A 21,923-nucleotide genomic window follows, 5' to 3' on the forward strand; every position below is an offset into this window, starting at 1 on the left:
AGACGGATTGTAACGATTGATCGGTACTAACCCGCGACCCGCTGCGCGATGGGCCTACACGGGCGCAAGGCATACGAATGTATGTGGCGGATTCACCGCGCCGGCCCCAAAGCGTGCGATCCAAACTCGTTGCAAAAGGTAAGCCGGCGCTAAACTTCCGACCATGAAACTCGCCTCGCTGCTGTCGACCTGCCTGGGCTGCTGCCTGCTGCTGCCCATGGGCGCGCAGGCCCAATGGCAATGGATCGACAAGACCGGCAAGCCGGTGTTCAGCGACACCGCGCCGCCGCCGGACGTTCCCGAGAAGAACATCCTGCGCCGCGGCAACCTGCCGCCGCCGCGCCCGGCGCCAGGCGTGGTCAACCTGGGCGGCGACGACGCGGGCAAGGCGCCGGGCGCCGCCACGGCCGCTGCGCCGGCGCCCGCCCCCGAGACAAAGCCCCGCGTGGACAAGGAACTGGAAGAGAAGACCCGGAAGGCCGAGGAAGAGGAAAAGGCGAAGAAGGCCGCCGAGGAGAAAAAGGTCGCACAGGCCAAGACCGAGAACTGCAATCGCGCACGGCAGGCCAAGGCCACCTACGACAGCGGCATCCGCGTGGCGCGGCTCAATGCCCAGGGCGAGCGCGAAATCATCGACGACAACATGCGCGCGCAGGAGATGCGGCGCCTTCAGTCCGTCATCGACAGCGACTGCAAGTAAAGACTCAGTAGCCCGCCTTGGCGCCCGTGCGGCGCTTGGCGAAAAGGCCGGTGCCACGCGCGCCCTGGCGCGCGAACCGTTCGCGGCGCGCCACTTTCGGATCGACCAGGAGGCCGCGACACAGCTCGATGCGGTCGCCGTCCTTCAGCGCCGAGTCCCACGCGACTGCCCTGCCCCACACGCCCGGCTGCAGCGACTGCCAATCCAGTTCCGGACGGCTCGCGGCGAGGTGGCTGGCACGCACGGCTTCCTGTGCGCTGGCACCATCGGTCAGCACAAGCTCTTCTTCATGGACCTCGCGCGGCGAGGGCGCGCACACCAGCGTGACGCGAATGCTCATGGCACCGCCGCGTACACCTGCTCGGCGCGCTTGACAAAGGCATCGACCAGCGTGGAGGCCACCTTGTCGAACACCGGGCCCACCAGCGTCTGCAGGGTGACGCTGTTGAAGCCGTAGTGCAGATCCAGCTCCACGCGGCAGGCCCGCTCGCCCTCGTCGCCCACGGGCGTGAATTTCCAGATGCCGTCCAGGCGCGAGAAGGGTCCGTCGATCAGCTTGATGTGTACCTCGCGCCCCGGCACATGGGTGTTGCGCGTGGTGAAGGACTGGTGAAGGCCGCTGAAGGCCAGGCCCACTTCAGCCGTCATGCCGGCCTCGTCCTCTTCGAGGACCCGCGACTTGTCGCACCACGGCAGGAACTCCGGATAACGCGCCACATCGGTGACCAGCGCATACATTTCTTCAGCGCTGAACCAGATGAGGACGGACTTGTGGACTGTTTTCATAGAATCGCGTGGCAGGCCTGCGGCATTGTATTGAAGCCATGCAGACCCCATCTCAGCGAGACCATGGCTTCCACCAGCAAGAAAACCGACACCAACTCCCGCATCGCCGACAACAAGAAGGCGGCCTACAACTATTTCTTCGAAGAGCGCTTCGAGGCCGGCATGGTGCTTGAAGGCTGGGAAGTGAAGGCCCTGCGCGAGGGCAAGGTGCAGCTCACCGACGGCTACGTCGTGATCCGCAACGGCGAGCTCTTCGTGGTGGGCTGCCAGATCAATCCGCTCAAGAGCGCCTCCACCCACGTCAACCCCGACGCGGTGCGCACCAAGAAGCTGCTGCTGCACAAGGAGCAGATCAAGCGCCTGGTCGGCAAGATCGAGCAGAAGGGCTACACGCTGGTGCCGCTGAACCTGCACTGGAAAGCCGGCAAGGTGAAGTGCGAGATCGCGCTGGCCAAGGGCAAGGCCGAGCACGACAAGCGCGACACCATCAAGGACCGCGAAGGCAAGCGCGAGGTCGAGCGCGCGATGAAGAGCCGCAACCGCTGACGTTTTTTTGCGGGGTGACGGAATAATCGGCTGGCACCAGGTGTTGATCCCATCACAACACCTGCTGTCACCATCTTGAACACCGCACCCATCGTCGCCTGCATCCCGGCCCTGCGCCGCTATGCGCGCGCGCTCACCGGCGACGCCTGGGCGGCCGACGACCTGGTGCAGGACACGCTGGAGCGCGCCTGCGCCAAGTGGAGCCTGTGGCGCGCCGGCAGCGACCTGCGCGCCTGGCTCTTCACCATCATGCACAACGTCTGGGTCAACCAGCTGCGCCGGGCCGGCGCACGCACGCTGCTGGACATCGACGACGTGGCGCACGACCTGCAGGCACCCGGCGCCGAGCCCGATCTGATGATCGACCTGCAGCGCTGCCTGCTGCAGTTGCCCTCCGAGCAGCGCGCCGTGCTGCTGCTGGCCGCACTGGAAGATTTCAGCTACCAGGAGATCGCCAAGGTGCTGGACATCCCTGCCGGCACGGTGATGTCGCGCCTCTCGCGTGCCCGCGCGCGCCTGGCGGAGCTCATGGAAGGCGGGCAGCCTCCGGCCAGCACGCGTCCTGCGCTGCGCCGGCTCAAGTGAACGAACATGGCGAACGCATCATGAGTGCCCCCACCGATTCCGACGACGATGCCCGCCGCTGGGCTGCCCAGCGCGAAGCCTTGCGCGGCCTGCATCGCGAACTGCTGCACGAGCCCGTGCCCGAGCACCTTCTGCAAACGGTCGAGCAGGCCGGAAACCAACGCTTCTGGTCGCGCCGCTGGATGCAGGCCGGTGCCCTCGCGGCTTCCGTGCTCGTGGCATTCGGTGCGGGCTGGATCGGCCATGGCCAATGGAACATGCGCAGCGCCGTCGGCACGCAGGCCACGCGTGCAGCAGCACCCGCCCTGGCCTTTGCGCACGACGCGGCCGTGGCCCATGCGGTGTATTCGCCCGAGAAGCGCCATCCGGTGGAGGTGGCCGCCACCGAACAGCAGCACCTGGTGCAGTGGCTCTCGCGCCGGCTCGACAAGCCATTGAAGGTGCCCGACCTGAACGCCGAGGGCTACGCGCTGGTGGGCGGCCGCCTGCTGCCCGGGGCCGAGGGCGCGCGGGCGCAGTTCATGTTCGAGGATGGCGCCGGCCAGCGCGTGACGCTCTACATCGGCGCGCTGACCGATCGCAAGGGGGCGTCCGCGCAGGAAAGCGCATTTCACTTCGCCGCCGGCGAGCCGGTGGCCAGCTTCTATTGGGTCGACCAGGGCTTCGGCTACGCCCTGGCGGGCAAGCTGCCGCGGGAGAAGCTTCTCGCGCTTGCCGACGTGGTCTACAAGCAGCTTTGAGCACGCAAGCCCCGCATACACTGCAACGCGTCAGATCCCTTTTGTCTCAGTCGTCAACCAAGGAGAAAGACCTCATGAAACTTGTCAGCGCTTCCATCCTCGCCGCCGCCCTGCTGGCAGGCTGCGGCAGCATGTCCCCCACGGCCGACACGCCGACCAAGACGGTCGACGGCGTGCTCATCGGTCCTTCGGGCATGTCGCTCTACACCTTCACGCGTGACACCGAAGGCAGCGGCAAGTCGACGTGCAACGGCCCCTGCGCCACCAACTGGCCGCCACTGGCCGCACCCGACTCGGCCAAGCCCATGGGCGGCTACAGCGTGGTGACGCGCGACGACGGCAAGAAGCAGTGGGCCTACAAGGGCTGGCCGCTGTACTACTGGTCCAAGGACGCCAAGGCCGGTGACCGCACCGGCGACGGCTTCAACGGCGTGTGGAAGCTCGCACGTCCCTGATCGATAGCCGCCGGAAACCTGCTGTCACGCAAGGGGCGCTGCTTTCAGCAGCGCCCTTTTTTTGCCTGTCCCGGCGGACAGTGGCCATTGCCGTGCCCTCCCTTGGGCTTCCAGTCGCCCTCGACCCAGCGGTAGCCGCCGTCCGCGCGCACCCAGCGGCCCGGCGCATAGTCATAGTCGGGTCGCGCGCGCTCCCAGTGCCCGGGCCGCCAGGCGTAGTCGCGGCTGCCCCAATACCAGTTGCCCTGGACCCAGACCTGCTCCGGTCGCGGTGGCGGAATCGGCTCGTAGCGCGGCGCCGGCGGCGCCACCGCGATCACGCCCGGCACGTTGATGTTCACGGAGACCTGCGCCGTTGCGGCGACAGGGGCGATGCCCGCGAGCAGGGCAGCTGACAGGACCAGTTTCTTCATTTGGGTGCTTCTCCTCGAGGTCAAGACCGCAACGGGCGCACGTCAATCGAGACCGTGGCCGTGTCCGTGACCATGGTCACGGCCGTGCTTGTTCCCATGCCGGTGGTCGTCATGCCGGTCGTAGTGCTTGTCGTAGTGCTTGTCGTAGTGCTTGTCGCCCTTGTGCGGCTTCCAGCCGCCGTCGACCCAGCGATAGCCGCCGCCCACCGGTACCCAGCGGCCCGGCGCGTAGGCGTAGTTCGGCCGCGCACGCTGCCAGTAGCCCGGACGCCAGGCGTAGTCGCTCTGCTGCCAGTACCAGTTGCCCTCCACCCAGACGTGGCCGGGGCGCGGCGCCGGCACGTATTCGACGCGCGGCGGAGGCGGTGCCACGGCGATCACGCCGGGCACGTTGATGTTGACCGAAACCTGGGCCGAAGCGGCCATCGGCAAGGCTGAAAAAACACCTGCCAGGGTGAGACCCACCACAAAAGTTCGCATTAGCTATCCTAGTTTTCTGGATTGTCAAAAGCAGAACGCGCGACTTGCATCGCGCGTTGTCAGACAAACGCCCGTCCCGCCGGATCAGGCCGGTTGCAGGCTGCGCGCGCGCCAGCCCAGCCATTCGTTGACCACCAGCGCGGCGATGACCAGCGTGCCGCCGGTGAGCACCTGCGGCGCCGGCACTTCGTTGGCGCCGACCCACGCGAAGGCGATGCCGAAGATCACCTCCAGCAGGCCGAGCAGCGAGACCTCGGGCGCCTTCAGCACCCGCGCGCACATCACGGAAAGCGTGCACGGAATCGCCAGCTGCACCAGCCCCAGGAAGGCCAGCAGCGAGATGTCGTGCAGGCTCGCCTGCAGCGGCCAGGCCAGCGGCAGCGTGGCGGCGGCGGAGATCACCGCGCCGATCAGCACCGCAGGCACAAGGTCCACCTTGTGGCCGTGGGCACTCGCGTGCTGCACCACGGTCCAGTTGCAGGCGGCGGCCAGCGGCACGCACAGCGCCACCAGCGTGCCCAGCATCTGGCCCTGCTCCAGCTTGGTGGCGTACATCCAGGCGATGCCCGCGCCGGCCACCACGATCGCGGCCCAGGTCCGCGTCGGCAGCCGGTGTCCGATGAAGAAGCGCGACACCATGGCCGTGAACAGCGGCCCGAGGGCCATCGTCACCAGCACGTTGGCGGTGGTGGTGAGCGTCAGCGCCACCATGAAGGCGGTGAACATCACCGCCCAGCACAGGCCCGAGAACCACAGCTCGCGCCCGCCCTGGCGCACCTTGCGCGTGACTTCGGCGCGGCCCTGCCAAAGCGGCAGGATGATGACCAGCGCGATGGCGGTGAAGAGGCTGCGCCAGAAGGTCACCTCGAAGCTGCGCGCATGCTCCAGGTGACGCGTGACCACCCCAGCCGTGGCCCACATGAGGGTCACGGCCACCATCAGCCACACCGCACGCCCGTGCGTCAGCACCGTCATCGCGCGGCGGCGATCAGGCTTCGCGCGAGGCGCGCTTGCGCTCGTGTTCCTTCAGGAAGCGCTTGCGCAGGCGCACGCTCTTGGGCGTGATCTCGACCAGTTCGTCGTCCTCGATGAACTCCACGCCGTATTCCAGCGTGAGGTCGATGGGCGGCGTGATCTTGATCGCGTCTTCCTTGCCGGACACGCGGAAGTTGGTCAGCTGCTTGGTGCGCGTGGCGTTGACCACCAGGTCGTTGTCGCGGCTGTGAATGCCCACGATCATGCCCTCGTACACCGGGTCGTTGGCGCGCACGAACATGCGGCCGCGGTCGTCGAGCTTGCCCAGCGCGTAGGTGAAGATCTCGCCGTCGTCCATGGAGATCAGCACGCCGTTCTTGCGGCCGCCGATGTCGCCCTTGTGCGGCTCGTAGCCGTCGAAGATGTTGGAGATCAGGCCCGAGCCGCGCGTCAGGTTCAGGAATTCGTTGGTGAAGCCGATCAGGCCGCGCGCGGGGATGCGGTATTCCAGGCGGACACGGCCGCGGCCGTCCGGCTCCATGTTGACCAGCTCGCCCTTGCGCTCGCCCAGGGCCTGCATCACGCCGCCCTGGTGCTGGTCTTCGATGTCGGCCGTGACCATCTCGATCGGCTCGCAGCGCACGCCCTCGATGTCGCGGAACACCACGCGCGGCTTCGACACGGCCATCTCGTAGCCTTCGCGGCGCATGTTTTCCAAGAGGATGGTCAGGTGCAGTTCACCACGGCCCATCACTTCGAACACGCCTTCCTCGTCGGTCTCGTTCACGCGCAGCGCAACGTTGTGCTGCAGTTCCTTCTGCAGGCGGTCCCAGATCTGGCGGCTGGTCACGAACTTGCCTTCACGGCCGGCCAGCGGGCTGGTGTTGACGCAGAAGTTCATGGTCAGGGTCGGCTCGTCGACCTTGAGCATGGGCAGCGGCATCGGCGTGGCCGGGTCGGTGACCGTGCTGCCGATGTTGATGTCGGTGATGCCGTTGATCAGCACGATCTCGCCCGGGCCGGCCTCGGTGGCCTGCACGCGCTCCAGGCCCTGGAAGGTCAGCACCTGGTTGACGCGGCCCTTGATCGACTTGCCGTCGGGACCGTCCATCACCACCACGTCCATCATCGGGCGGATGGTGCCGGCGTTGATGCGGCCCACGCCGATGCGGCCGACGAAGGTGGAGAAATCGAGCGCCGAGATCTGCAGCTGCAGCGGTGCCTGCGGGTCACCCGCGTGCGCCGGCACGTGTTCCAGGATGGTGTCGAACAGGGCCGACATGTCGGGGCCCCACTGCTCGCCCGGCGCGCCCTCTTCCTTCGAGGACCAGCCGTTGATGCCCGAGGCGAAGACGACCGGAAAGTCCAGCTGCTCGTCGGTGGCGCCCAGCTTGTCGAACAGGTCGAAGGCGGCGTTCACCACCTGGTCGGGACGCGCACCGGGCTTGTCCACCTTGTTGACCACCAGGATGGGCTTCAGGCCCAGGGCCAGCGCCTTCTTCGTGACGAAGCGGGTCTGGGGCATGGGGCCTTCCTGCGCGTCGATCAGCAGCACCACGCCGTCGACCATCGACAGCGCACGCTCCACCTCGCCGCCGAAGTCCGCGTGCCCGGGGGTGTCGACGATGTTGATGTGCATGCCCTTCCAGGTCACCGCGCAGTTCTTCGCCAGGATGGTGATGCCGCGTTCCTTTTCGATCGCGTTGTTGTCCATCACCGTGTCGACCACCTTCTCGTGCTCGGCGAAGGTGCCGGACTGGCGCAGCAGCTGGTCCACCATGGTGGTCTTGCCATGGTCAACGTGGGCAATGATGGCGATGTTGCGGATCTGTTGGGTACTCATGGTGTTGTTTCGCAAGTGGTCGATGCGTTTTCGAGAAGAATGATTTGCTGGATTTCGATGGGGCTCAGCAAGCGCCCCGGAATGAGTTCGCCGGCCTTCACATGGGCCGTGCCCAGGAAGCAGGCGGGCTGGCTGCCCCACACGGCCACGGCCGGCGCATCGGGCCACTGGCCGCGCCGGCGCAGGCCGGAGAGGAAGCGGCCGGAATCTTCGGGGCCGAGCGTGACGCGCGCGTGATCGGCCACCAGGGCCTGGGCGGGTAGCAGGCGGGCCTGCCGCTCATCCTCGTCCATGGCTTCCAGTGCCTCGATGCTCACGCACTGGTCTTCGGTGAAGCCGCCGGTCTCGGTGCGGCGCAGGCTGCTCAGGTGGGCGCCGCAGCCCAGCGCCTCGCCGATGTCCTCGCCCAGGGTGCGGATGTAGGTGCCCTTGCTCACGCGCGCCGTGATGCGGATGCGCTGGCTCTGGGCGAAGTCGGGCTCGAAGGCGATCGCGAGCTCATGGATGACGACGTCGCGCGGGGCGCGCTCCACCTCCACACCCTCGCGGGCGTACTCGTAGAGCGGCTTGCCGTCCTTCTTGAGCGCGCTGTGCATGGGCGGCACTTGGCGGATCGGGCCGGTGAACTGCGCAGTCACGCGCAACAGGTCGTCGGCATTGACGTTCACGGCGCGCTCCGACAGGCGCTCGCCCTCGGCGTCACCCGTGCTGGTGCGAATGCCCAGCTGCGCGGTCGCCACGTAGGTCTTGTCCGCATCCAGGTGCAATTGGCTGAACTTGGTGGCCGCGCCGAAGCACAGCGGCAGCACGCCGGTGGCCAGCGGGTCCAGCGTGCCCGTGTGGCCGGCTTTTTCGGCGCGCAGCAACCACTTGGCCTTCTGCAAGGCCTGGTTGCTGGAAAACCCCAGCGGCTTGTCGAGCAGCAACACCCCATGCACAGGGCGCCGCTGCACCCTGGTGCGTGGCGCGTTCATGCCTATTCTTCTTTGGAACGGGAGGCGACGGCCTGGGCGATGAGCGCGTTCATGTCGGCAGCGCGCTCCGTCGTGCGGTCGAAGTGGAAGTGCAGCGTGGGCACCGTGTGGATCTGCAGGCGCTTGAACAGGCCGTTGCGCAGGAAGCCGGCGGCCTGGTTGAGCGCCTCGGTGGTTTCCTCGGGGTCGCCCACCAGAATGCTGAAGAAGACCTTGGCGTGGGCGTAGTCGGGTGTGACTTCCACGGCCTGGATGGTCACCATGCCCACGCGCGGGTCCTTCAACTCGCGCGCGATCAGCTCCGTCAGATCGCGCTGGATCTGATCGGCCACCTTGAACGCGCGGTTGGGGGCTGCGGCTTTTCTCTTGGGCATGGCGACTTTCGCGTCGGGCGCTTACAGCGTCCGGGCGATCTCCTTGATCTCGAAGAACTCCAGCTGATCACCTTCCTTGATGTCGTTGTAGTTCTTGAGCTTGATACCGCACTCGAAGCCTTCGCGCACTTCGCGCACGTCGTCCTTGACGCGGCGCAGCGACTCGACCTCGCCGGTGTAGACCACCACGTTGTCGCGCAGCAGGCGGAAGTGCGAGCTGCGGGTGACATGGCCGGACGTGATGTACGAGCCGGCCACCGTGCCGATCTTGGAGGCGACGAACACCGTGCGGATCTCGGCCGAGCCGATGATCTCTTCGCGGCGCTCGGGTGCCAGCATGCCGGACATCGCCACCTTCACCTCATCCACGGCGTCGTAGATGATGCTGTAGTAGTTCAGCTGCACGCCATTGCCTTCGGCCAGCTTGCGCGCGCCCGCATCGGCACGCACGTTGAAGCCGATCACCACCGCCTTGGAGGCAATGGCCAGGTTGATGTCGGACTCGCTGATGCCGCCCACGCCTGCGTAGACGATCTGCACCTTGACTTCCTCGGTCGCCAGCTTGAGCAGCGACTGCGCCAGCGCTTCCTGCGAACCCTGCACGTCGGCCTTGATGATGATGCGCAGGATCTGCACTTCACCCGCACTCAGGTCGCTGAACATGTTCTGCAGGTTGGCGGCCTGCGCCTTCGCCAGCTTCGTGTTGCGGAACTTGCCGGCACGGTAGGTGGCGATTTCGCGCGCACGGCGCTCGTCGTTGAGCACGATGAACTCGTCGCCGGCCTGCGGCACTTCGGTCAGGCCCTGGATCTCGACCGGGATCGAGGGGCCGGCCGACTTGATGGTCTTGCCGTCCTCGTCGAGCATGGCGCGCACGCGGCCATAGGTCGAGCCGGCCAGCACCACGTCGCCGGTCTTGAGCGTACCGGCCTGCACCAGCACCGTCGCGACCGGGCCGCGGCCCTTGTCCAGCTGCGCTTCGACGACCAGGCCCTTGGCCGGTGCGTCGACCGGTGCCTTCAGTTCCAGCACTTCGGCCTGCAGCAGCACCTGCTCGAGCAGTTCGTCCACGCCCTGGCCGGTCTTGGCCGAGACGCCCACGAAGGGGGTGTCGCCACCGTACTCTTCGGGCACCACTTCCTCGGCCACCAGTTCCTGGCGGACGCGGTCGAGGTTGGCATCGGGCTTGTCGATCTTGTTGATCGCCACCACGATCGGCACGTTGGCCGCCTTGGCGTGCTTGATGGCTTCCTTGGTCTGGGGCATGACGCCGTCGTCGGCCGCCACCACCAGGATCACGATGTCGGTGGCCTGCGCACCGCGGGCACGCATGGCCGTGAAGGCCTCGTGGCCCGGGGTGTCCAGGAAGGACACCATGCCGCGCTCGGTTTCCACGTGATAGGCACCGATGTGCTGCGTGATGCCGCCGGCTTCGCCAGCCGCCACCTTGGCGCGGCGGATGTAGTCCAGCAGCGAGGTCTTGCCGTGGTCCACGTGGCCCATGACGGTGACCACCGGGGCGCGCGGCAGCGATTCTGCAGCGTGCGCATCGGCTTCCTCGGTGATGAAGGCTTCCGGATCGTCCAGCGCCGCCACCACCGCGTTGTGGCCCATTTCTTCCACGATGATCATCGCGGTGTCCTGGTCCAGCGACTGGTTGATGGTCGCCATCTGGCCCAGCTTCATCAGGTGCTTGATGACCTCGCCGGCCTTGACCGACATCTTGTGGGCCAGTTCGGACACGGTGATGGTCTCGGGCACGTGCACTTCGATCACGCGCGCCTCGACCGGCGCGGCCTGCACATGCTCGTGCTGGCCACGGTCGTTGCCGCGACGGCCACGCGGGCCACCACGCCAATTGCCACGACCCACGCCGCCGCTGGCGTCGCCGCGGGTCTTGATTTCCTTCTTCTTGGCCGGATCGCCAGCCCAGCTGGACGACAGCTTGGCGGACTTGACGTCCTTGCTGCCGGGTGCACCGGCGGCAGCTGCCGCGCCGGGCGCAGCGGCCGCACCAGGCGCGCCTGGGCGAGCCGCGGGCGTCGCGGGCTTGTGCAGCGTGCCCTTCACGGCTGGCTTGGCCACGACCTTCTCGGGCGCCTTGTGGGGCACCAGCACGCGGGCCGGCTGCGCCAGCATGGCGCGGATGGCTTCGGCCTCGGCCAAAGCCTTGCGGCGGCGCTCGTCCAGGTCGCGGGCGCGGGCAGCTTCCTCGTCGGCGCGTGCCTTCGATTCGGCGGCGGCCTTGGCCTTGGCGTCTTCCTTGGCTTGCGCGGCAGCGGCTTCGGCAGCGGCCTTTTCGGCAGCAGCCTTCTCGGCAGCCGACTTCGCGGCGGCAGCTTCGGCCACGGCCTTCTCGTCGGCAGCCTTGGCAGGCGCCGGAGCCACCTTGTTTCGCGCTTCCTCGGCCTTGGCGGCTTGGGCAGCTTGCGCCGCCTGCTGGGCCTGGGCTTCCTTCTCCGCGCGCTCGGCCTTCTCGGCCTGCTCGCGTTCACGCGCTTCGGCTTCCTCGCGAACGCGGCGCTTCTCGACCAGCTCTTCTTCCTGGCGGCGCAGCAGTTCGGCCTGGCGGCGCGCCTCTTCCTCGCGACGAGCCAGCTCGGCTTCGTCGATCAGGGGAGCGGCGGGCGCAGCAACCGGCGCCGACTCGGGCACGAGTGCCTCGGCAACGGGTGCGCCATGGGGCTCGTCACGCTGGATGAAGGTGCGCTTCTTGCGCACTTCCACCTGGATCGTGCGGGCGCGGCCAGTGGCGTCGGCCTGTTTGATCTCGCTGGTGGATTTCTTCACCAGGGTGATCTTCTTGCGCTCGGGCTCGGCGGTGCCGTGCGCGGCCTTCAGGTGGCCGAGCAGGCGCTGCTTGTCGGCCTCGGTGATGGCGTCGCCAGGCGAAGCCTTGGGCACGCCTGCGCTGCGAAACTGATCAAGCAGGATTTCGGGAGTCTTCTTGAGTTCGCTGGCGAACTCGGCAACGGTGGTGCTGGACATATGTGGTTCGGGGCTCCATCACGTCACTCTTGGCCGGCGAACCAATGTTCGCGGGCTTTCAAGATCAGGGCTTTGGCGTCATCGGCGCTCTGGCCGGTGATATCGGTAAGTTCATCGACCGCGAGGTCGGCCAGGTCGTCGCGCGAATGCACGCCGGAATCGGCCAGCTTGGCGATCAGGTCGCCATCCAGGCCCGGCAGGTCACGCAGGTCTTGCGACACGCTCTCCACGCCTTCTTCTTTCGCGATTTCCATGGTCAGGAGCGCATCTTTTGCGCGCGAGCGCAGCTCGTTGACCGTGTCTTCGTCGAAAGCTTCGATGTCCAGCATCTCGGAGATGGGCACATAGGCCACTTCCTCCAGGCTGGTGAAGCCTTCGGCGATCAGGATGTCGGCGATTTCCTCGTCCACATCCAGCTTTTCCATGAACAGCTTGCGGCTGCTGTCGGTTTCCTGCGCCTGCTTCTGGGCCGACTCGTTGGCGTCCATGATGTTGATCTTCCAGCCGGTGAGGTCGGAAGCCAGGCGAACGTTCTGGCCGCCGCGGCCGATGGCGATGGCGAGGTTTTCCTCGTCGACCACCACGTCCATGGCGTGCTTTTCCTCGTCCACCACGATGGAGCTGACGTTGGCCGGAGCCAGGGCACCGATCACGAACTGGGCCGGGTCTTCGCTCCACAGCACGATGTCGACGCGCTCGCCGGCGAGTTCGTTGGTGACGGCGTTGACGCGCGTGCCGCGAACGCCGACGCAGGTGCCGATGGGGTCGACACGCTTGTCGTGCGAGAGCACGGCGATCTTGGCGCGCGAACCGGGGTCGCGGGCGCAGCTCTTGATCTCCAGCAGGCCCTGCTCGATCTCGGGCACTTCCTGGCGGAACAGCTCGATCATGAACTCGGGGGCCGCGCGCGACAGGATGATCGGCGCGCCGCGAAGCGTCAGGTCGACCTCCATGATCATGGCGCGCACGCGGTCGCCGTTGCGCAGGTTTTCCTTGGGGATCATCTCGCTGCGGCGCAGGCGGCCTTCGACGCGGCCGGCCTCGACGATGATGTCGCCCTTGTCCAGGCGCTTGACGGTGCCGGTGAAGATCTTCTCGCCACGCGACATGAAGTCGTTGAGCAGCATCTCGCGCTCGGCGTCGCGGATCTTCTGCAGGATGACCTGCTTGGCGGCCATGGCGCCGATGCGACCGATCGGCACGGAGTCCACCGATTCCTCGATGTACTCGTCGATCTGGATGTCGGGCATTTCTTCCTTGGCTTCGAACAGGAGGATTTCCTGGTCGGGCAGCTGCAGGCCGGCCTCGTCGGGAACGACGTGCCAGCGGCGGAAGGTTTCGTATTCACCGCTGTCGCGATCGACAGCCACGCGGATGTCCACTTCGCCCTGGTAGAGCTTCTTGGTGGCCTGCGCCAGCGCAGACTCGACCGCACCGAAGACCACGTCGCGTTCGACGTTCTTCTCGCGCGAGATCGCATCCACCAACATCAACATTTCGCGATTCATGCCCCACTCTCCTCGGTCAAGCCGGCAGCATCGCCACCGGCACTGTCAATCGAACCCTCACGGGCTTTGGCCTTGCGGCCCTTGAAATCCACGATCGGCGCAAGCCGCGCCTCGCGCAACTCGTCCAGGGCGAAGCCCAGCGCCTGCAGCGGTGCCGGCGCGCGCTTCTTGCTCACCTTCTGGCCCGGCTTGACCGCCGGCTCTTCGCTCCAGACGATCTGCCAACCACCGCCTTCGGCTCGCTCCAGCGTGCCGCGGAATTTCTTGCGGTTGGCAGCCACCGGAGTGCTGGCACCCGAACCCGCCGCGCCGATGGGCGCCTTGAGCGTGACGTCGATCACTTCGCCGACAAAACGCTCGAAATCCTTTTCATTGCGCAGCGGACGGTCGATGCCGGGTGAGGACACCTCCAGCCGCTTGTAATCGACGTTGTCGACCTCCAGCGCGAACTGCAGCTGGCGCGTGACCTTCTCGCAGTCCTCGACCGTGACCAGGGGCTCCGACGCACCGGCTGCCGCCTCCCCTACTTGGGGGCCGGCCCAGGGCAAATCAATCGTGACGCGCAGCAAGCCTCCGGCCGAGCGTTCGATCTCGACGAGGTCGTAGCCAAGCCCGGCCACGGTTTGTTCCACTGTCTGCTGCAATGCCACGTGTCTAGATGTTTTCCTGAAGTACTTCGAATGGCGTTTGCGCTGGGCGCCACACGAATAAGAATGCACAAACGAAAAACGGGCGGTTGGTACCCGCCCGTTTTGGTCGTGAGCCTCAAATTATATGCCATCTGCGCGAAATTCGTGCTAAATGACTAGCGCGTAATCGCCTCTGAAGGCGCAATCAGATCAATTCGACCGCGCCGCGACCCGAATTTTCTGCCACCAGACGGCTACGAACAGCAGGGCGCCAGCCGCAAGCACCGCCGCCGCCGCCAGCAAGGGCACCGAAAAGGAACCGGTCCGTTGCGCCAGCGGTGCCGCAAACAGCGGCCCCAGGATCTGCCCCACCCCATAGGAAGCCGTTGCCAGGCCGATCAGCCCGGCCGAAGCGTTGCCGCGCAAACGCCGGGCGTCCCGCACCGCAAACAGGGTGATGGCAGTGAAAGGCAGGCCCAGCAGCAGGCTGCCCAGTGCAAAGCCAGGCACCGTCGGCCAGGCCACGGACAGCAGGACGCCCAGTGCCTGCATGGCATAGGCGCCGGCCAGCATGAGGCGGTTGTCCCAGTGCAGGGGCAATCGGGCACCCATGATGGCGCCTGGGATCACCGCCAGGCCGAACAGGGGCCAGAACAGGTCCGGCCAGGACGAGCCGGGCAGCGCCTGGCGGGCGATCACCGGCAGGAAGGTGGCGGTGATGATGTAGCCGAAACCGGCCAGGCCGTAGAGGGCGACCAGCCAGCGGGCGTCGCTGGCCGCGGCTGCAGCGTTCGCCCCGGCTGCGGCGCCCGCTGCAGCAGGTGGGGCCGCCGCGGCCGGTGCATGGTGGTCGCCGTCGTCGAATATCCGCCAGATCAAGGCGCTGAGCAGCACGGACGCCAGCCCGTAGCCGAGCCACGCACCATCGGCGCCCCAGCGGCCGGTGACGCTGCCCAGCACGCCCGCCAGGAGGATGCCCACGCCTGGCCCGGCGTAGATCACGCCGGCGAGCTTGGGGGCGCCGGTCTCGGCCAACCGGCGCAGCCCCCACCCGGAGGCAAAGACAAAAGTCCAGGCGCTCATCACCCCTGCCGCGGTGCGCATCACGCCCCAGGCGCCGAAGCCATGCAGCAGGCCCATGCCCAGCAGCAGCACGGCGGTGCTCGCCAGGCCAATGCGCACCATGGCCGAGGCCCGTGCGTGGATGGCGACGCAGGACAGCGCACCGACCAGATAGCCCAGGTAGTTGAGCGAGGCCAGCACGCCCCCGCCCTGGAGGTCCAGCTTGCCTTCGTGCAGCATCAGCGGCAGCGCCGGGGTGAAGGCGAAGCGTCCCAGCCCCATGGCCACCGCCAGGCAGACCATGCACGCCATGGCCGCGCGCCAGGCGCCGCGCCGGTCGTAGCCGCCCTGCTCAGACATCCAGGGCCGCCGCCACCAGCTTGCGCGTGTACGGGTCCTGCGGTGCATCCAGCACGCGGTCGACTTCGCCGGCTTCCAGCACTGCGCCGTCCTTCATCACCATCACGCGGTGCGCCATGGCGCGGATCACCTCCACGTCGTGGGTGATGAGCAGGTAGCTCAGGCCGCGCTCGCGCTGCAGGCGCTGCAGCAGCGCCAGCACCTGCTTCTGGATGGTCACGTCCAGCGCGCTGGTGGGCTCGTCCAGCACCAGCAGCTGCGGCTGCACGATCAAGGCCCGGGCGATGGCGATGCGCTGGCGCTGGCCACCGGAGAATTCATGCGGATAGCGCGCCAGCAGGCCGGGGAACTGCGATTCGCCCAGGCCGACCTCGGCCAGCGCCTGCACCACCCGCTCGCGGCGCTGCGCCTCGACCAGCGTGCTGTCGTGCACCGTGAGGCCTTCGCCGACGATCTCCTCGATGGTCATGCGCGGCGAAAGCGAAGAGAACGGGTCCTGGAACACCACCTGGACGAAGCGACGCAGCGCGCGGTTGGCACTGCCGCCGCTCCAGCCCTGGCCGTCCACCTGCAGCGCGCCCTCGTGCGGCAACAGGCCCAGCACCGCCAGCGCCAGGGTGGACTTGCCGGAGCCGGATTCGCCCACGATGCCCAGCGTCTCGCCCGGCCGCACCTGCAGGTCGGCGCCCTGCACCGCCACGAAGCGACCCTTGCTGAACCAGCCGCGGATGCCCGGAAGCGGCACCGGGTAGATCACCCGCAGGCCCTGCGCCTTCAGCACCGGCGCCTCCGCCGTGCGGGGCGCCACCTCGGCCGGGTCGCGCGTGGGCCGGCTGTCGATCAGCTTGCGGGTGTAGGCATGTTGCGGCGCACCGAACACCTCGGCCACCCGGCCTTGCTCGACGATGTGGCCGTTCTCCATCACCGCCACCCGGTCGGCGAAGCGCTTCACCAGGTTCAGGTCGTGGGTGATGATGAGCACGGACATGCCGTGCCTGGCCGCCAGCGCATCCAGAAGGTCGAGGATCTGCACGCGCAGCGTCACGTCCAGCGCGGTGGTGGGCTCGTCGGCCAGCAGCAAGCGCGGCTTGCAGGCCAGGGCCATCGCGATCATGGCGCGCTGGCGCTGGCCGCCGGAAAGCTGGTGCGGGAAGGCCATCGCGCGCCGCTTCGGGTCGGGAATGCCGGTCTCGGCCAGCAGCTGCACCGCGGCCTCGTGGGCCGCCGCCGAGGACATGGCCTCGTGCAGTTCCAGCACCTCCGCGATCTGGTCGCCCACCGGGAAGAGCGGGTTCAGCGCGGTCATCGGCTCCTGGAAGATCATGGCGACGTCCTTGCCGCGCACGCCGCGCAGCTGCCGCTCGCTCAGGCCCAGCAGGTCGCGCGGCTGGCCACCGCCCTGCCCTTCGCCTGGAGCGAAGAGCGCGCGTCCCGACACGTCCGCATCGGGGAGCAGGCGCAGCAGCGACAGCGCCGTCACCGTCTTGCCCGAGCCCGATTCGCCCACCAGCGCCAGCTTCTCGCCGGCCGCCAGCTCGAAGCTGATGCCGTGCACCACTTCCTTGCCGCCGAAGGCGACATGCAGGTCCTGCACGTCCAGGAGCTTGCTCATCGGTCCATCTTTCTCGGATCCAGCGCGTCGCGCAGTGCGTCGCCCATGAAGGTCAGCAGCATCAGCGTGACCACCAGCACGGCGAAGGTGGAGATCGAGATCCACCAGGCGTCCAGGTTCGCCTTGCCCTGGTTGAGCAGCTCGCCCAGCGACGGCGTGCCCGGCGGCACGCCCAGGCCCAGGAAGTCCAGCGAGGTCAGCGCCAGGATGGCGGCGCTCATCCGGAACGGCAGGAAGGTGACCACCGGGGTCATGCTGTTGGGCAGGATGTGGCGCCGCATGATGCGCAGGTTGCTCACGCCCAGGGCGCGGGCGGCGCGCACGTAGTCCATCTGCCGGTTGCGCAGGAACTCCGCGCGCACGTAGTCCGACAGCCCCATCCAGCCGAACAGGCTCAGCAGCACCAGCAGCAGCGCGACGCTGGGCGCGAAGATGGCGCTGAAGATGATCAGCAGGTACAGCTCCGGCATCGAGCCCCAGATCTCGATGAAGCGCTGGAAACCCAGGTCGGTCTTGCCCCCGAAGTAGCCCTGCACTGCGCCGGTGGCGATGCCCAGCACCACGCCGATCGCCGTGAGCGCCAGCGCGAAGAGCACGCTCACCCGGAAGCCGTAGATGAGCTGCGCCAGCAGGTCGCGCCCCCGGTCGTCGGTGCCGAACACGTTCTCGGCCGAAGGCCGCGCCGGGTTGGGTTGCTTGGCGAAGTAGTTCAGCGTGCGCGGCCCGTAGGGGTTGGGCGCGTAGACGGCCCAGTTGCCGCCTTGGGTGATGCGCTCGCGGATGAAGGGGTCGAGGTAGTCGGCCGGCGTCTCGAAGTCGCCGCCGAAGGTCTTCTCCGAATAGTCGCGCAGCACGGGGAAGTAGGTCTGCCCCTCGTAGCGCACGACCAGCGGCTTGTCGGTGGAAAGCACTTCGGCGAAGAGCGAGAGCACCACCATCGCGGTGAAGAGCACCAGGCTCCAGAAGCCCAGCCGGTTGCGCCTGAAGCGCCGCCATGCGCGGCGGCCGGGGCTGAGGGATGCCGTTGGCGTGGAACTCATGTCAGTCGAACTTCACCCGTGGATCGACCAGCACGTAGCAGAGGTCGGAAATCAGCTTGGTCACCAGGCCGATCAGCGTGAACAGGAAGAGCGTGCCCAGCACCACCGGATAGTCGCGCCGGATCACGCTCTCGTAGCTCAGCAGGCCCAGGCCGTCGAGCGAGAACAGCGTCTCGATCAGCAGCGAGCCGGCGAAGAAGGCGCCGATGAAGGCCGAGGGAAAGCCGGTGATGATGGGAATGAGCGCATTGCGCATCACGTGCTTCCACAGCACCTTGCGTTCGTCCAGACCCTTGGCACGCGCCGTCAGAACGTACTGCTTGCGGATCTCCTCCAGGAAGGAATTCTTGGTCAGCATGGTGGTCACCGCGAAGCTGCCCAGCACCATGGCGATGAGCGGCAGCGTGATGTGCCACAGGTAGTCGACGATGCGCGCGCCCCAGCCCAGTTGCTCCCAGTTGGACGAGGTCAGCCCGCGCAGCGGAAACCATTGCAGCTGCCCGCCGAACACCACCAGCAGCGCCACCCCCAGCACGAAGCCCGGGATGGCGTAGCCGACCAGCACGACCAGCGTGGAGACGAAGTCGAAGCGCGTGCCCGAGCGCACGGCCTTGGCCACGCCCAGCGGCACCGCCACCAGGTAGCTGATGAAGAAGGTCCACAGGCCCAGGCTGATGGACACCGGCAGCTTCTCCTTGATGAGCGTCCACACGTCCTTGCGCTGGTAGAAGCTGGTGCCCAGGTCGAAGCGCGCAAAGGACTTGAGCATGGACCAGAAGCGCTCGTGCGCCGGCTTGTCGAAGCCGTAGAGCTTCTTGATCTCCTCGATGCGCTGCGGGTCCAGGCCCTGCCGGCCGCGGTAGCCGGCGCCGGACGAGGCCGCGCCCTCGCCGCCCGAGTCGCGGCCCTGAAGCTGCGCCACCATCTGCTCGACCGGGCCGCCGGGGACGAACTGGATCACCGCGAAGGTGATGAGCAGCACGCCGAGAAGCGTCGGCAGCATCAAAAGGAGTCGCTTGAAGATGTAGCTGGCCATGGCGCTTGTTGTTCTACTTGTTCGAGGGCGAGGCCCACCAGGTGCTCATAGCCCAGTTGCCGGCGTCATAGTAGGGCGGAATGGTCGGCGGCAACACGAAGGGCGCGGGCCGGTAGCCGATCAGGAAGGCATCGCCGTAGTACTGCGGAATGCCGTAGTGGCCATGCGAGAGCACCCGGTCGAGCACGCGCATGGCCGTGACCAGCTCGGGCCTCGTCTTGGCCGAGACCACCTTGCCCACGATCGCGTCGATGGCCGGGTCCTGGATGCCCCAGATGTTGGACGACCCGGGTGTCTGGGCAGCCTGGGAACTGAAGCGGTCCAGCAGTTCACTGCCGGGTGCATTGCTGCCCGGCAGGCGGATGGTGGTCATCTCGAAGTCGAAGTTGTCCATGCGCTGCTGCGCCAGCGAGAAGTCGACGCTGCGGAAAGTCATGTCGATGCCCAGCTTGCGCAGGGCGCCCTGCATGGGCGCCATCACGCGCACGGTGGAGGGCTGGTCGTTGAGCACCTCGATGGCGAAGGGCTCGCCCTTGGCATTGCGCAGCGCGCCGTCGCGATAAGTCCAGCCGGCCTCGGCCAGCAGCTTCTGCGCCTGCCGAAGGTTCTCGCGCAGGCTGTGCGGCGGCGCCGTGGTAGGCGAGACGACGGCCGGCCCGAACACTTCGGGCCGCAGCTTGGCCCGCAGCGGCTCCATCAGGGCCAGCTCCTCGGGCGAAGGCAGGCCCTCGGCATGGAACTCGCTGTTGGGAAACCAGCCCTCGACCCGCTTGTACAGGCCGTAGAACATCTGCTTGTTGAGCCACTCGAAGTCGAAGGCCAGGCCGATCGCCTGGCGCACGCGCACGTCCTTGAACTTGTCCTTGCGCAGGTTGAACACCCAGCCCTGGTAGTCGCCGGGGTTGCCGTTGGGAAAGGCGCGCTTGACCACCTCGCCGCTGTTGAACACCTTGCCGGTGTACTGCCGCGCCCAGTTGCGCGAGATGAACTCGCGCATGAAGTCGTATTCGCCGGCCTTCAGGCCTTCGAAGCGGGCCGTCTCGTCCAGGTAGATCTTGAAGGCGACCCGGTCGAAGTTGAACTGGCCCTTGCGCGTCGGCAGGTCGGCGCCCCAGTAGTTCGGGTCGCGCACGTAGCTGATGTCGCGGCCCAGGCGCGCGCTCGGCAGCTTGTAGGGGCCCGACGCCACCGGCAGCTCGGTGATGACCTGGTCGAAGGGCTTGCCCGCGCCCCAGGCGCGGCCGAACACCGGCATGCCACCCACCACCAGCGGCAGCTCGGGGTTGGCGGAGGCGAAGTCGAAGCGCACGGTGCGCTCGCCGACGGCGGTGGCCTTCTTCACCTCGGCGTAGATCACGCGGAACTGCGGCGCCGCCTCCTTGCTCATCAGCGTGTTGAAGGAATGCACCACGTCGGCGGCCAGCACGGGGGTGCCGTCGTTGAATCGCGCCTTGGGGTTGAGCCGGAAGGTGGCCGAAAGCCTATCGGGCGCCACTTCCACGTCCTCGGCCAGCAGGCCGTAGGCCGTGGTGGGCTCCTGGCTGTTGCCCACCAGCAGGCTTTCGAACATCAGGTTGCCCAGGCCCGCGGGCGCGGTGCCCTTGAGCGTGAAAGGATTGAACTTGTCGAAGTTGGTGGGCCGCGTGGGCGGCACCATCCGGATCTCGCCGCCCTTGGGCGCATCCGGGTTCACGTAGTCGAAATGCGTGAACCCCGGCGCATACTTGATGTCGCCGAATTGCGCGTAGGCATGGGCGGCCCACGAGGGGGCCGCCAGCAGTGCCAATCCCAGTAGCCACAATGCTCGCATGCGAGAATTCTGCACAAGATTTTCGAAGCGTCACTTCAAAAGGCATTCATATGGGCTTCCTCGCCGGCAAAAAACTACTCATCACGGGTGTATTGAGCAACCGTTCGATCGCCTACGGCATCGCCAGGGCGTGCCACCAGCAAGGTGCCGAACTGGCCTTCAGCTACGTGGGCGAGCGCTTCAAGGACCGCATCACCGAGTTCGCCGCCGACTTCGATTCCAAGCTGGTGTTCGACTGCGACGTGGGCGATGACGCCCAGATCGACAAGCTGTTTGCCGACCTGGCGCAGACCTGGCCCAAGTTCGACGGCTTCGTGCACAGCATCGGCTTCGCCCCGCGCGAAGCCATCGCCGGCGACTTCCTCGAGGGTCTCTCGCGCGAGGGCTTCAGGGTGGCGCACGACATCAGCGCCTACAGCTTCCCGGCCATGGCCAAGGCGGCCCTGCCCTACCTCAACGACAAGTCGGCCCTGCTGACGCTCACCTACCTGGGCGCCGAGCGCGCGCTGCCCAACTACAACACCATGGGCCTGGCCAAGGCCAGCCTGGAAGCCTCGGTGCGCTACCTGGCCGAGTCGCTCGGCCCCAAGGGCATGCGTGTCAACGGCATCAGCGCCGGCCCGATCAAGACGCTGGCCGCCAGCGGCATCAAGGGCTTCGGCAAGATGCTCTCGGCCGTGGCCGACGTGGCGCCGATCCGCCGCAACGTGACCATCGACGAGGTGGGCAACGTCGCTGCGTTCCTGCTGTCGGACCTTGCCAGTGGCGTCAGCGCCGAGATCACCTACGTCGACGGCGGCTTCAGCAACGTCGTGGGCGGAATGTCCGAGGGCTGATCGCCCCCGTCCGCCGGGGCCGCTGTCCCGGCGGAATCTGCGTATTCCGGCGCGATTTCACCGCCGTCCCAGGGCAGCCAGCCTGCGACTGGCCGGCCAGGGCATCCGACAATCGGTGCACTCATGCGAGCCGTCCATCTTCAGGCCCGATTCCTTCGCCCCATCTCCCCA

The 21,923-nt window shown here is 67.1% G+C and carries 22 protein-coding genes; 6 read left to right on the forward strand and 16 right to left on the reverse strand.

From position 1 onward, the window contains the following. Positions 1-163 precede the first annotated feature (163 nt). On the forward strand, positions 164-700 hold the full coding sequence (locus BM345_RS14375; protein ID WP_093380505.1) for a DUF4124 domain-containing protein: 537 nt from the start codon (positions 164-166) through the stop codon (positions 698-700). 4 nt (positions 701-704) lie between these two features. Here the strand turns inward: BM345_RS14375 and BM345_RS14380 are convergent, their stop codons facing one another. Together BM345_RS14380 and BM345_RS14385 are read right to left on the reverse strand one after the other, a co-directional pair. Then, complete coding sequence (locus BM345_RS14380; RefSeq protein ID WP_093380507.1) at positions 705-1,040, reverse strand: RnfH family protein; 336 nt, start codon at positions 1,038-1,040, stop codon at positions 705-707. Beyond that, positions 1,037-1,486 carry a type II toxin-antitoxin system RatA family toxin gene (locus BM345_RS14385; protein ID WP_093380508.1) on the reverse strand — a complete coding sequence of 150 codons (450 nt, stop codon included), beginning with the start codon at positions 1,484-1,486 and terminating at the stop codon, positions 1,037-1,039. The genes BM345_RS14380 and BM345_RS14385 overlap by 4 nt, the downstream gene beginning before the upstream one ends. A gap of 63 nt (positions 1,487-1,549) precedes the next feature. Between BM345_RS14385 and smpB the strand changes: the two genes are divergently transcribed. The 4 genes from smpB (at position 1,550) to BM345_RS14405 (ending at position 3,812) form a co-directional block, all read left to right on the forward strand. Beyond that, entirely contained in the window at positions 1,550-2,032 is a 483-nt protein-coding gene (smpB, locus tag BM345_RS14390) for an SsrA-binding protein SmpB (RefSeq protein ID WP_093380510.1), read from the forward strand. Positions 2,033-2,107: 75 nt separating this feature from the next. Next, entirely contained in the window at positions 2,108-2,617 is a 510-nt protein-coding gene (locus BM345_RS14395) for an RNA polymerase sigma factor (protein ID WP_093380512.1), read from the forward strand. A 20-nt stretch (positions 2,618-2,637) separates the two neighbouring features. After that, positions 2,638-3,357, forward strand: coding sequence for an anti-sigma factor family protein (locus BM345_RS14400; RefSeq protein ID WP_139237522.1), 720 nt, complete (start codon positions 2,638-2,640; stop codon positions 3,355-3,357). A 74-nt stretch (positions 3,358-3,431) separates the two neighbouring features. Continuing rightward, the gene (locus BM345_RS14405) at positions 3,432-3,812 is read left to right on the forward strand and encodes a COG4315 family predicted lipoprotein (RefSeq protein WP_093380516.1); all 381 of its coding nucleotides are present in this window, start codon (positions 3,432-3,434) and stop codon (positions 3,810-3,812) included. A 44-nt stretch (positions 3,813-3,856) separates the two neighbouring features. Here BM345_RS14405 and BM345_RS14410 read toward each other — a convergent pair whose 3' ends face one another. From BM345_RS14410 to BM345_RS14475, 14 genes are all read right to left on the reverse strand, one after another. Next, positions 3,857-4,225 (reverse strand): YXWGXW repeat-containing protein, encoded by a 369-nt coding sequence (locus tag BM345_RS14410; protein ID WP_093380518.1) that lies wholly within the window; start codon positions 4,223-4,225, stop codon positions 3,857-3,859. 42 nt (positions 4,226-4,267) lie between these two features. After that, on the reverse strand, positions 4,268-4,651 hold the full coding sequence (locus BM345_RS14415) for a DUF2076 domain-containing protein (protein WP_254789737.1): 384 nt from the start codon (positions 4,649-4,651) through the stop codon (positions 4,268-4,270). Positions 4,652-4,789: 138 nt separating this feature from the next. Then, positions 4,790-5,680, reverse strand: coding sequence for a DMT family transporter (locus BM345_RS14420; RefSeq protein WP_093380521.1), 891 nt, complete (start codon positions 5,678-5,680; stop codon positions 4,790-4,792). 13 nt (positions 5,681-5,693) lie between these two features. Next, positions 5,694-7,523 carry a translational GTPase TypA gene (gene typA / locus BM345_RS14425; RefSeq protein WP_093380522.1) on the reverse strand — a complete coding sequence of 610 codons (1,830 nt, stop codon included), beginning with the start codon at positions 7,521-7,523 and terminating at the stop codon, positions 5,694-5,696. Then, positions 7,520-8,497: a tRNA pseudouridine(55) synthase TruB gene (gene truB, locus BM345_RS14430; protein WP_093380524.1), complete on the reverse strand. Its 978-nt coding sequence runs from the start codon at positions 8,495-8,497 to the stop codon at positions 7,520-7,522. The genes typA and truB overlap by 4 nt, the downstream gene beginning before the upstream one ends. A 2-nt stretch (positions 8,498-8,499) precedes the next feature. Then, the gene (rbfA, locus tag BM345_RS14435) at positions 8,500-8,871 is read right to left on the reverse strand and encodes a 30S ribosome-binding factor RbfA (protein ID WP_093380525.1); all 372 of its coding nucleotides are present in this window, start codon (positions 8,869-8,871) and stop codon (positions 8,500-8,502) included. 21 nt (positions 8,872-8,892) lie between these two features. Next, positions 8,893-11,859, reverse strand: coding sequence for a translation initiation factor IF-2 (gene infB / locus BM345_RS14440; protein ID WP_093380527.1), 2,967 nt, complete (start codon positions 11,857-11,859; stop codon positions 8,893-8,895). Positions 11,860-11,882: 23 nt separating this feature from the next. Then, positions 11,883-13,367 (reverse strand): transcription termination factor NusA, encoded by a 1,485-nt coding sequence (gene nusA / locus BM345_RS14445; protein ID WP_093380529.1) that lies wholly within the window; start codon positions 13,365-13,367, stop codon positions 11,883-11,885. Beyond that, positions 13,364-14,017: a ribosome maturation factor RimP gene (gene rimP / locus BM345_RS14450; protein WP_093380530.1), complete on the reverse strand. Its 654-nt coding sequence runs from the start codon at positions 14,015-14,017 to the stop codon at positions 13,364-13,366. The genes nusA and rimP overlap by 4 nt, the downstream gene beginning before the upstream one ends. Before the next feature lie 189 nt (positions 14,018-14,206). Further along, the gene (locus BM345_RS14455; protein ID WP_093380532.1) at positions 14,207-15,418 is read right to left on the reverse strand and encodes a YbfB/YjiJ family MFS transporter; all 1,212 of its coding nucleotides are present in this window, start codon (positions 15,416-15,418) and stop codon (positions 14,207-14,209) included. Next, on the reverse strand, positions 15,411-17,030 hold the full coding sequence (locus BM345_RS14460; protein WP_093380534.1) for an ABC transporter ATP-binding protein: 1,620 nt from the start codon (positions 17,028-17,030) through the stop codon (positions 15,411-15,413). Before BM345_RS14460 ends, BM345_RS14455 begins: the two co-directional genes overlap by 8 nt. After that, positions 17,027-18,070: an ABC transporter permease gene (locus BM345_RS14465; protein WP_093380536.1), complete on the reverse strand. Its 1,044-nt coding sequence runs from the start codon at positions 18,068-18,070 to the stop codon at positions 17,027-17,029. The genes BM345_RS14460 and BM345_RS14465 overlap by 4 nt, the downstream gene beginning before the upstream one ends. Before the next feature lies 1 nt (position 18,071). Then, positions 18,072-19,106, reverse strand: coding sequence for a microcin C ABC transporter permease YejB (locus BM345_RS14470; RefSeq protein ID WP_093380538.1), 1,035 nt, complete (start codon positions 19,104-19,106; stop codon positions 18,072-18,074). A gap of 13 nt (positions 19,107-19,119) precedes the next feature. Beyond that, entirely contained in the window at positions 19,120-20,916 is a 1,797-nt protein-coding gene (locus BM345_RS14475; protein WP_093380540.1) for an extracellular solute-binding protein, read from the reverse strand. A gap of 50 nt (positions 20,917-20,966) precedes the next feature. On the opposite strand from BM345_RS14475, the gene fabI reads away from it, so the two are divergent. Then, complete coding sequence (fabI, locus tag BM345_RS14480) at positions 20,967-21,752, forward strand: enoyl-ACP reductase FabI (RefSeq protein ID WP_093380542.1); 786 nt, start codon at positions 20,967-20,969, stop codon at positions 21,750-21,752. Positions 21,753-21,923 lie beyond the last annotated feature (171 nt).

The organism is Variovorax sp. OV329 (genome assembly GCF_900114785.1).
GTDB lineage: Bacteria > Pseudomonadota > Gammaproteobacteria > Burkholderiales > Burkholderiaceae_C > Variovorax.

Coding starts and splice junctions, on each gene's coding strand:
- BM345_RS14455 (WP_093380532.1), bottom strand. CDS start 15,418: ATGTCTGAGCAGGGCGGCTACGACCGGCGCGGCGCCTGGCGCGCGGCC.
- BM345_RS14420 (WP_093380521.1), bottom strand. CDS start 5,680: ATGACGGTGCTGACGCACGGGCGTGCGGTGTGGCTGATGGTGGCCGTG.
- BM345_RS14400 (WP_139237522.1), top strand. CDS start 2,638: ATGAGTGCCCCCACCGATTCCGACGACGATGCCCGCCGCTGGGCTGCC.
- rbfA (WP_093380525.1), bottom strand. CDS start 8,871: ATGCCCAAGAGAAAAGCCGCAGCCCCCAACCGCGCGTTCAAGGTGGCC.
- fabI (WP_093380542.1), top strand. CDS start 20,967: ATGGGCTTCCTCGCCGGCAAAAAACTACTCATCACGGGTGTATTGAGC.
- truB (WP_093380524.1), bottom strand. CDS start 8,497: ATGAACGCGCCACGCACCAGGGTGCAGCGGCGCCCTGTGCATGGGGTG.
- BM345_RS14470 (WP_093380538.1), bottom strand. CDS start 19,106: ATGGCCAGCTACATCTTCAAGCGACTCCTTTTGATGCTGCCGACGCTT.
- BM345_RS14375 (WP_093380505.1), top strand. CDS start 164: ATGAAACTCGCCTCGCTGCTGTCGACCTGCCTGGGCTGCTGCCTGCTG.
- smpB (WP_093380510.1), top strand. CDS start 1,550: ATGGCTTCCACCAGCAAGAAAACCGACACCAACTCCCGCATCGCCGAC.
- BM345_RS14410 (WP_093380518.1), bottom strand. CDS start 4,225: ATGAAGAAACTGGTCCTGTCAGCTGCCCTGCTCGCGGGCATCGCCCCT.
- BM345_RS14380 (WP_093380507.1), bottom strand. CDS start 1,040: ATGAGCATTCGCGTCACGCTGGTGTGCGCGCCCTCGCCGCGCGAGGTC.
- BM345_RS14460 (WP_093380534.1), bottom strand. CDS start 17,030: ATGAGCAAGCTCCTGGACGTGCAGGACCTGCATGTCGCCTTCGGCGGC.
- typA (WP_093380522.1), bottom strand. CDS start 7,523: ATGAGTACCCAACAGATCCGCAACATCGCCATCATTGCCCACGTTGAC.
- nusA (WP_093380529.1), bottom strand. CDS start 13,367: ATGAATCGCGAAATGTTGATGTTGGTGGATGCGATCTCGCGCGAGAAG.
- infB (WP_093380527.1), bottom strand. CDS start 11,859: ATGTCCAGCACCACCGTTGCCGAGTTCGCCAGCGAACTCAAGAAGACT.
- BM345_RS14415 (WP_254789737.1), bottom strand. CDS start 4,651: ATGGCCGCTTCGGCCCAGGTTTCGGTCAACATCAACGTGCCCGGCGTG.
- BM345_RS14385 (WP_093380508.1), bottom strand. CDS start 1,486: ATGAAAACAGTCCACAAGTCCGTCCTCATCTGGTTCAGCGCTGAAGAA.
- BM345_RS14405 (WP_093380516.1), top strand. CDS start 3,432: ATGAAACTTGTCAGCGCTTCCATCCTCGCCGCCGCCCTGCTGGCAGGC.
- BM345_RS14475 (WP_093380540.1), bottom strand. CDS start 20,916: ATGCGAGCATTGTGGCTACTGGGATTGGCACTGCTGGCGGCCCCCTCG.
- BM345_RS14465 (WP_093380536.1), bottom strand. CDS start 18,070: ATGAGTTCCACGCCAACGGCATCCCTCAGCCCCGGCCGCCGCGCATGG.